11 protein-coding genes and 1 pseudogene are annotated in these 8361 nt (G+C 26.6%); 2 read left to right on the top strand and 10 right to left on the bottom strand.

Annotated features, from left to right (window positions below; all coding sequences use genetic code 11):
• Positions 1 to 48: 48 nt before the first annotated feature.
• From AZI32_RS13870 to AZI32_RS13915, 10 genes are all read right to left on the bottom strand, one after another.
• Positions 49 to 1251, bottom strand: coding sequence for an HD domain-containing phosphohydrolase (locus tag AZI32_RS13870; RefSeq protein ID WP_061996399.1), 1203 nt, complete (start codon positions 1249 to 1251; stop codon positions 49 to 51).
• A 126-nt stretch (positions 1252 to 1377) separates the two neighbouring features.
• Entirely contained in the window at positions 1378 to 2259 is an 882-nt protein-coding gene (locus tag AZI32_RS13875; protein ID WP_061996400.1) for a metallophosphoesterase, read from the bottom strand.
• A 136-nt stretch (positions 2260 to 2395) separates the two neighbouring features.
• The gene (tsaA, locus tag AZI32_RS13880; protein WP_061996401.1) at positions 2396 to 2884 is read right to left on the bottom strand and encodes a tRNA (N6-threonylcarbamoyladenosine(37)-N6)-methyltransferase TrmO; all 489 of its coding nucleotides are present in this window, start codon (positions 2882 to 2884) and stop codon (positions 2396 to 2398) included.
• Between the two features lie 30 nt (positions 2885 to 2914).
• The gene (locus AZI32_RS13885) at positions 2915 to 3346 is read right to left on the bottom strand and encodes a DUF134 domain-containing protein (RefSeq protein WP_010294954.1); all 432 of its coding nucleotides are present in this window, start codon (positions 3344 to 3346) and stop codon (positions 2915 to 2917) included.
• A gap of 179 nt (positions 3347 to 3525) precedes the next feature.
• Positions 3526 to 3879: a NifB/NifX family molybdenum-iron cluster-binding protein gene (locus AZI32_RS13890; RefSeq protein ID WP_061996402.1), complete on the bottom strand. Its 354-nt coding sequence runs from the start codon at positions 3877 to 3879 to the stop codon at positions 3526 to 3528.
• Positions 3880 to 3907: 28 nt separating this feature from the next.
• Entirely contained in the window at positions 3908 to 4756 is an 849-nt protein-coding gene (locus AZI32_RS13895) for an ATP-binding protein (RefSeq protein ID WP_061996403.1), read from the bottom strand.
• Complete coding sequence (locus tag AZI32_RS13900; RefSeq protein ID WP_061996404.1) at positions 4747 to 5577, bottom strand: ATP-binding protein; 831 nt, start codon at positions 5575 to 5577, stop codon at positions 4747 to 4749. The genes AZI32_RS13895 and AZI32_RS13900 overlap by 10 nt, the downstream gene beginning before the upstream one ends.
• A 2-nt stretch (positions 5578 to 5579) precedes the next feature.
• The gene (locus AZI32_RS13905; protein ID WP_061996405.1) at positions 5580 to 5963 is read right to left on the bottom strand and encodes a NifB/NifX family molybdenum-iron cluster-binding protein; all 384 of its coding nucleotides are present in this window, start codon (positions 5961 to 5963) and stop codon (positions 5580 to 5582) included.
• Positions 5964 to 6174: 211 nt separating this feature from the next.
• The gene (locus AZI32_RS13910; protein ID WP_061996406.1) at positions 6175 to 6360 is read right to left on the bottom strand and encodes a hypothetical protein; all 186 of its coding nucleotides are present in this window, start codon (positions 6358 to 6360) and stop codon (positions 6175 to 6177) included.
• Positions 6361 to 6470: 110 nt separating this feature from the next.
• Positions 6471 to 7712, bottom strand: a complete 1242-nt coding sequence (locus tag AZI32_RS13915) for an RNA-guided endonuclease TnpB family protein (RefSeq protein ID WP_061996407.1) — start codon at positions 7710 to 7712, stop codon at positions 6471 to 6473.
• A gap of 203 nt (positions 7713 to 7915) precedes the next feature.
• Here AZI32_RS13915 and AZI32_RS18760 point away from each other — a divergent pair, with 203 nt between their 5' ends.
• Both AZI32_RS18760 and AZI32_RS18075 read left to right on the top strand, forming a co-directional pair.
• Positions 7916 to 8068, top strand: coding sequence for a hypothetical protein (locus AZI32_RS18760; protein ID WP_164474746.1), 153 nt, complete (start codon positions 7916 to 7918; stop codon positions 8066 to 8068).
• Positions 8037 to 8198 (top strand): annotated as a pseudogene (locus AZI32_RS18075) (transposase); the annotation flags it as partial. The gene AZI32_RS18760 and the pseudogene AZI32_RS18075, both read left to right, overlap by 32 nt.
• Between the last annotated feature and the right edge of the window lie 163 nt (positions 8199 to 8361).

Here is an 8361-nt window from a genome sequence, read left to right on the forward strand (position 1 = left end):
TTATTAAATAATAAAATTTAAATTTAGAGTTTATAGCCATATAACTTTTTATAAGCTAAAAACCTCATTTATATCATTTGTAATTTTACTATCTATATATCCTTCAGTACTCATTTTATTTAAAATACCCATAGCCTCTTTATGACTAAGTGATTTTCTATAAGGTCTCTCTTCTGTTATGGCCTGATATATATCTAAACATGCCATTAGCCTTGAATTAAAATCTAAATTATCTTCTGTGAAACCAAAAGGATAGCCTTTTCCATTTAACTTTTCATGATGATTAGCAGCCCATTCAGTAATTTTTTCAAAGCCTTTAATTTCATGTAATGCAACTCTTGTATAATATGCATGATTTTTCACAACCTTAAATTCTTCTTCTGTAAGTTTATTAGGACTATCTAAAATACTATTGGGAACAGCTAATTTCCCTATATCATGAAGATCTGCTGCAATCATTAATTGAACTTTTTCATCATGACTATAATTGTAGAAGTCTGCCATAATTCCCACTTTTTCAGATAATCCTCTAGAATGTCTTTGAGTATATCTTGATTTACAGTCTATGATTTTTGATAAGACTTTAGTTATATTTCTTATTTCATCAAAGGATAACTCTAAGCTATAACTTGGTGTTTCTTTTTTTATAATATTATTTATAGATTCATTATTTATATTTATCCAAAATTTTTCATCTCTTGCTATCTCTATAAATGCCCTTGATATTTTATGTGAAAAACTTATATTTTCCCTTTCCTTTATAAAGGATATTATATCTTCTTTTTTATCACTTTTAAAATTATTATTCATTTCCATATCATTAGCAAATTGAATTATCTGTGCCATTATTGGAATTTCATCACCTTTTAATTTAAAAAAGCCTGAACCATCATACTTTTCATGGTGATATTTAATTATATTTTTTACATCAGTCAAAAAAGGATAATTAATTATATTTTCTTCTCCGATTATACAATGCTTCTTTGCTACTTCTACTTCATTTAAGTTTATTTCTTCTTTACACATTAAATTATTATATAAATTTTTTTCACTTACCCCATTATCATGTAAAATAGCTAACGAAACTATATCATGTAATTCTTTAGAGCTTAAACCTAAATGTTGTCCAACTTTAAGTGCTATATATGCTACTCTTTTTCCATGATTAGAAGGTACCCCTAAAACATCAATTTCAACAAAATCTAATGCAAATGACACTGACATTAAAAATTCATTTAAATTAAATAACATATTTTCCCCCATCTAATATATTATTAACTATATATCATTGATAATAATACTCATTAATATATTATATATTAATTTATTAAATTTTAAAATCTAATATCCGTTTTATTGCAAATAATGTATTTTTATCTATATACAATCTATATTTATAGGCTCACTAATTATACTTCTTTTTACACATAAAACTCCATTTTCCAAAGAAGTTATTTTCCATTTTACAAGGGTTAATAAACCATTTTCTAACTCTATACAGCTCATTGAATATGGTTGGACACAACATCCATCATTAAAATATTTACATCCATTATTATTTAAAATAGACCTATGTGTATGGCCTGCAAGTACAGACTGATTATTTTCTTTTGCCCACCTCTCTAATTTTCTATCAATCACTGTCCTTCTAGATTTACTTTTAGCTGGACTAGTGGGATTTTTAAATCCAAAAACTTGCTCCATAAATCCCCAAACATACTTTACTAAAAACTTAGATAAAAAACTTAATTGGTAATTTAAGAAATCGACTTGATGTCCATGCACAACAAATAAGTTTTTACATACATTGTTGTCTATTAACATAATACCATCATAAATTGGCAAATCTTTAAATAACATATATAAATTTCTTTTATTTACATCATTCTCATAGCATTCTATTTCTTTTTTAAATTTTTTACTCTTTTTTATCTTATCGTGATTTCCTACAATCATATAAAGTTTATCTTTATTTTTAAATTTTAAAAGAATTTTAAAAATTTCTGGGTGAATTTCGTATATAGTTCCTATTTTCGAAACTTTCCATAACTCATCACCATCTCCCACTTCTACATATGAAAAATCTTTTTTATAATAATATTTTAATGCTGCCATATATATGTTTGAGTTAGGTAATAAATCATCTTTCCATGTTCCATCGCCCCTATGACAATCGCTTATAAAAACAAATTTTGATTTATTATTTATATCTATTTTAGGACAACTTATCATTATCTTTTTTAAAATATCCTTTGACATAACTAACTTAACTCCCAAAACTTAATACACTATATTATATAGTTTCAATTAACTATTGGTTAACTCAAATTACACTTTAATACAATAAAAAATAAATCGTTACAAAATACTTTTAAATATTCTGTAACGATTCATTTTATTCAAACCTATTATCTGATAACCTAGTAGACACATTTTTAATATTACCAGTTAACCATCCTATTTTAATATCTGATTTAGGAATATCAAAACCTGGCACCAACGGTTTTACATCTATAACTGGAGTTCCATCTAATATATCAATATTTTTCACAAAAATGTTTTTATCACAAATCTTCTCTACTTCAACTACTGACAAACCAATATGATTAGGTCTAACTGGTGTCCTTGTTGCAAAAACGCCATGAACCTTGTCATCTAAAAAAGGTTTTACAGTAAGTTCAGTTTTTTCCACCTTATGAAAATGATATATAACTATTATGTGTGAAAACTCTTCTAAATCTTTTAACCCTTCTGCATACTCATGGAATATCTCTATTTTTCCTTTATCTGCATTATCACCTGTTGGTTGAATAGGCATACTTTTTATATCTTCAAATTTGCTATGAATAATTCCTATAGGTTTTAAAATAATATTTTCTTCCAAAACAACTACCTCCACTGAAATAACTAAATTCTACTTACACCATTTATTGCAAAAACCTAATTTTTTATTACACATCACTTGTTTAGATCCACAATGGGGACAAGAAGTTTTATCTTGTTTAAAATTTACTTCATAGGAATTATCACAATCCATGCATTTAAGTTTACATAATTTTGTACTATAATCTCCACCACTTATTTTTATAGCTTTTCCCTCTGTCAAAGCCCTTGCAACTTTATTTCTTGCACTATCTATGATATTTTGAAAAGTTTGTCTAGACACTTCCATTCTTTTTGCACATTGTTCTTGATTTAAATTTTCTATATCTTTAAGTCTCATAGCTTCTAACTCTTCAACTTTTAAAATTATTTCTTCAACTTCGCATTTAGGTTTTCCAAAAGGCACAAAGTAATTATTATCTGGAAAAAATTCTACTCTTCTACACTTAGTTGGTCTTGCCATTTGTATTCCTCCCTACAATTTATTAGTATTTAATATTTATAATATGATTCACTATAGATTAAATAGTTTTTAATTCATATTCATACATTATACTACTATATTATAGAATTTTAAAATACACAAAACCATTGTATTCTTTCTTCCTGATAATCACATGAATAAATATTAAAAACTAATTTTTATTCTCCACAATTTCCTTCATGTTCATGTTCTCTACAAACACTTCCTGTTGATTTTAAATTTCCTTTTATATATTCGTTTACTAAATCATCACAAATTCCACTTGCTCCTACAACTACTTCTATAGAGTTTTCTGCAAAAAGTTCCTGTGCTCTTTCTCCCATTCCTCCTGAAATTATAGTATTTATTCCTAAATCATTTAAAAAAACTGGTAAAAAACCTGGTTTATGTCCTGGATTTTCAACGAAACTTTTATTTATATTTCCTTCCTTTACTTCATAAATACTAAATCCTTCACAGTGTCCAAAATGTCCACTAACATAATTTCCTTCGCTTGATATTGCTATTTTCATTTTAATTCCTCCTAATTTTTATATATTATTAATAAATTATTTTCTTTATATTACTCCACATGTCTTTTATGAATTTATTCGCTAAACTTTCTTTGTAGTAAGTTATTGGTTTTAATTCATTTATAGATTTTATTACTGTATCATCATAAGGTATTTTTCCAACAACTTTTATTCCCCTATCTTTTGCTACTTCTTCAATTTTGCATGCAACTTCTAAATTTATATCATACTTATTTATACATATCATTGTAAGTACACCAAAGTGCTCACATAGAGAAATTGTTCTTATCATATCTTCAACACCTGATTTAGTTGGCTCAGTTACAATTAGAACTGCATTGCTACCAGTTATAGAAGATATTACAGGACAACCAATCCCTGGTGACCCATCTATAATTATTAAATCATCATTTTTATTGTATTGTTTTGCATTTTTTCTTAATTGAGTTATTAATTTTCCTGACCCATCACTTCCAGGTTTCATAATAGCTCTAGAAATAATTCCTTGTTCTACATCTGTAATAAAAGTATCTGCAATATGTTCATCTTCAAATGTTATCGCATTTTGTGGACATACAAGACTACAAGTAGTACATCCTTCACATAAAAATTCATTTACGGAAAAATTTCTTATAGCTTCAAATCTACATACTTCTTCACATTTTCCACATTTTATACATTTATTTTTATCTATTATAGCTTTCTTGCCACTTATGAACTCTTCTTTTTTAATATTTTTACCTTTATAAAACAAAGACAAATTAGGTGCATCAACATCACAATCAACTTTTATTACTTGCTTTGCTAATTGAGATAACGCAGTTGCTATGGTAGTTTTTCCCGTTCCACCTTTTCCACTTAAAACTACTAATTCCATTTTAGAACCTCCCTTGCCTTAATTGCTATATTATCAAATACCTCCTTGTATTTTGCATTTTTATATAATATATTCCCCATTGAATATATTTCAGCAACTTCTCTGCTATAAGGCAAAGCTCCTATAACTTCCATATCATTTTTCCTACAATATCTTTTAATTAAATTATCTTTTTTATCATCTTTATTTATAATTATTCCAAAAGGTATATTAAAAAGTTTTACAACCTCTAATGCCATTTTCATGTCATGAAGACCAAACTCCGTTGGCTCTGTAACTAGAATTGCAGCATTTGCATATTTTAAAGAAGTTACAACATTACAAGAAGTACCAGGAGGACAATCTATTAAATTAAAATTTGTTTCTATATTATTAAATACTTCCTTAATTACCGGTACTGCCATAGGTTCATTTACATTTAAAACTCCTCTTATACATTTAATATCCTCAAAAATTCCTTTTTCAATGTTTCCTATACTTCTTTTCTTATAAGATATAGCATCTTTATCACAAATAATTTTACATGCTCCACAACTATGACATAATTTTTGAAAAAGCATTATATCATCGCCAACCTTAGCTAGAGAATTAAATTGACAAACCCTAACACATTTTCCACAGGAATTACACTTACTATCATCTATAAATGGATAATCTACTAGAACTTCTTTTTCTTCGTCTATATAAGGTTTTAAAAATAAAAATCCATTAGGTTCTTCTACATCACAATCAATATAATTTGCTTTTAATGCTAAAGCCAAATTTGTAGATACAGTAGTTTTTCCTGTTCCACCTTTTCCACTTAGAATTGCAATATTCAAAGTTATCTTCCTCCCATATGTCCATTACCCATACCACCATGTGCTGGACCTGCAAAACTAATCTCTTCTAGCTCATCTTTTTCTAACATTTTCAATGCATCTTCTATGAATATAACATCTGATTTAAAAGCTTTAATTTTTGCTTTTTCTGTAAGTTTAAAAGCATTTGGTCCCAGATTTCCAGTGATTATATAATCTACGTTTTCATTTATTAATTGCTGTGCTGCAACAATCCCCGCTCCACCTGATGAAGACTTTCCTTCATTATCTACTACATAAAACTGTTTTTTTTCACCATCATGAATTTGAAATAAATCGCATCTTCCAAATCTAGCATCAACTAAACTATTACTCTCTTTTCCATTTGCTGAAATTGCTATTTTCATTTCATACCCTCCTAAAATATAATTCTTCAAAACAAGTTATTGGCATTTGCTAATTATTATATTAATACTACTTTTTGTTTTTGTCAAATGCCAATAACGTATTTTAAAAATAATTTTATATTTTATTTATTTAATTACATTAATCTGCATAAAAAAACTGCTATATAATAATTTTGAAATTATCATATAGCAGTCTAAGGTTTTTAATATTCTATTTTTCACAAATTAAACATAATAATTTTTCTGATGCATTTACTTCTTTTACATTATGTAAATCTGCATTTTCCAAATCATCTATAATACTTTCTTTTGTCACAAAATGTTTATGACATCCTTCTTTCCAATCACAAATTAATATTTTACCCTTATCTTTCAATACTCTTTTTACATCTTTCAACAGTTCAATTGGATCATCTAATTCATGATGAACAGTTATCGTGAACTACCACACCCACAAGGGTATGTGGCTTCTTTGTAAGAAGTTTGGTATTTAACTTTCGACTTGAATTAACAAGCAACCCTTATTCTTAACGGACGAGAACACTTACCCTTATCCCTCATAGTTTTAACTAACTGGGGAATACATTTTTCTTCTTTTCTTAATATATTTAATGAGCCATTTATATCACTATTGACTAATCCAAAACTTGATTTAAATAACCCTCTAACCACTCTACGAGTTTTATCATAGTATTTTTTATTTATTGGTTCTAAATCGAAAGCACTGCAACCACTTGTATAACTTTCCTCTTTGAATTTAACTTCAATACCTTGTAATTTTGCCTTATACTTTATCAATTCAGCAAGTCTTTGTATTGGTATTTGAACAAAAGACTTATTATAATTCATGTCTTGCTTAATACCTTTAAGTTTACCTATAACTATTTTCTTAACTTCATGCTCTATTGCTTTATCTATGATATTCTTACTTACTTTGTGTAAATAATCATCAATATAATTATTTCTATATCTTCTTAATCTATTAATTTCTTTAGTATTTTTAAATTTATCAGAACCACACTTTTGCATCTCAATAGATTGTAAATATGCTATTTTTTTATTAGCATAAGCATTAACTGATTTAAGTTTTTTGCCACAAAAAATATAAGTTTCATTCCCTTCTTTGAAGGTTAATGTAGCGAGATTATCTAAACCTAAATCTATTGCCATAATATTAGAATTATTATTTTCTTTTTCTAATTTATTGTAAATTACAATTAAACACCAACACTTCTGAACTTTATCATAGGTAAGTCTTGCTTGTTGTAAGCTATTCCAATCAATAAGGCTTTGAAGTTTATTAGAAACCTCAAAATTAAGACTTTCCACCTCAAATAATCTTTGTATAGCTTTTGACAATGATAGTTTTAAGATTCCATCTTGAAATCTTATAGCAATATTTGTGAAAATAATTTCATTTTTATTTTTATCTACATTTTTAAACTTAGGACGTCTTGGAATTCCCTTATATTTAGATGGATTAACTTCATAATCCTTAATACTGGCAAAATAACTTTTCCAATTTTGTTCTAATACCTTAAACATTTGTTGTCTTGTATGGCTATGTAAAAAATCACAATGCCAATTATTTTTAAACTCTAACTCTATATTATAATAATTTTTAAATCCATTTTCTCTTAAAGCATAATTGATAATATTATATAGTTTTGTTGTATGATAACTTAACTCTTCTATTATTTCTAATTGCTTTGAACTAACATTTGGTCTAAATTTAAAACTTAATTTCATCTACCTCACCTCCTTTTGCTTAATATTAAAGTTTAAATTAAATCTTTAAGTGCTTTAGCTCTCTTAACCTCTCTATATTCCTCTAAGGTTGATTGACGAACAATAGTCCAGCCATGTTATCTATGTTACTATTATCACAAAACATTGAAACATTGTCAACCATGTGATATAATTATTTTATAATAACATAGGTGGTGAAAAAATTGGCAAGAAAAAATATTAATACAACAATAGATGAAGATTTATACAAAAACATTAGAATATTAGCCTTAACAAAAGGAGTTAATGCTAATGATTTAATAGAAGAAGGAATGAGGTATATACTTGAAAGAGAAGATAAGGAAAACAAGTCATAGCATTTATAATATTAACTATCATATAGTTTTCTGTCCTAAATATAGACACTTTATATTTAAAGATGAATTAGAAGCTGAATTATTAAAAATACTTCAAGTTACTTGTTATAACTATGGTTTCGAACTTATCTAAGCAGTAAGTTCTGAAATAATTCAAAAGTATATATAAAACCAAAAGAGTTAAAGAAAATGGGTATTGAACCCATTCTTTTTAAAATACTATAATAGTGCAAAAATACTTGAATAATTTTACAACTGAATAAAATAAAAAACATTTATGATAAATCCTTGTT

The sequence above is a fragment of the Clostridium sp. ATCC 25772 genome, from assembly GCF_001573875.1.
GTDB lineage: Bacteria > Bacillota > Clostridia > Clostridiales > Clostridiaceae > Clostridium_J > Clostridium_J senegalense.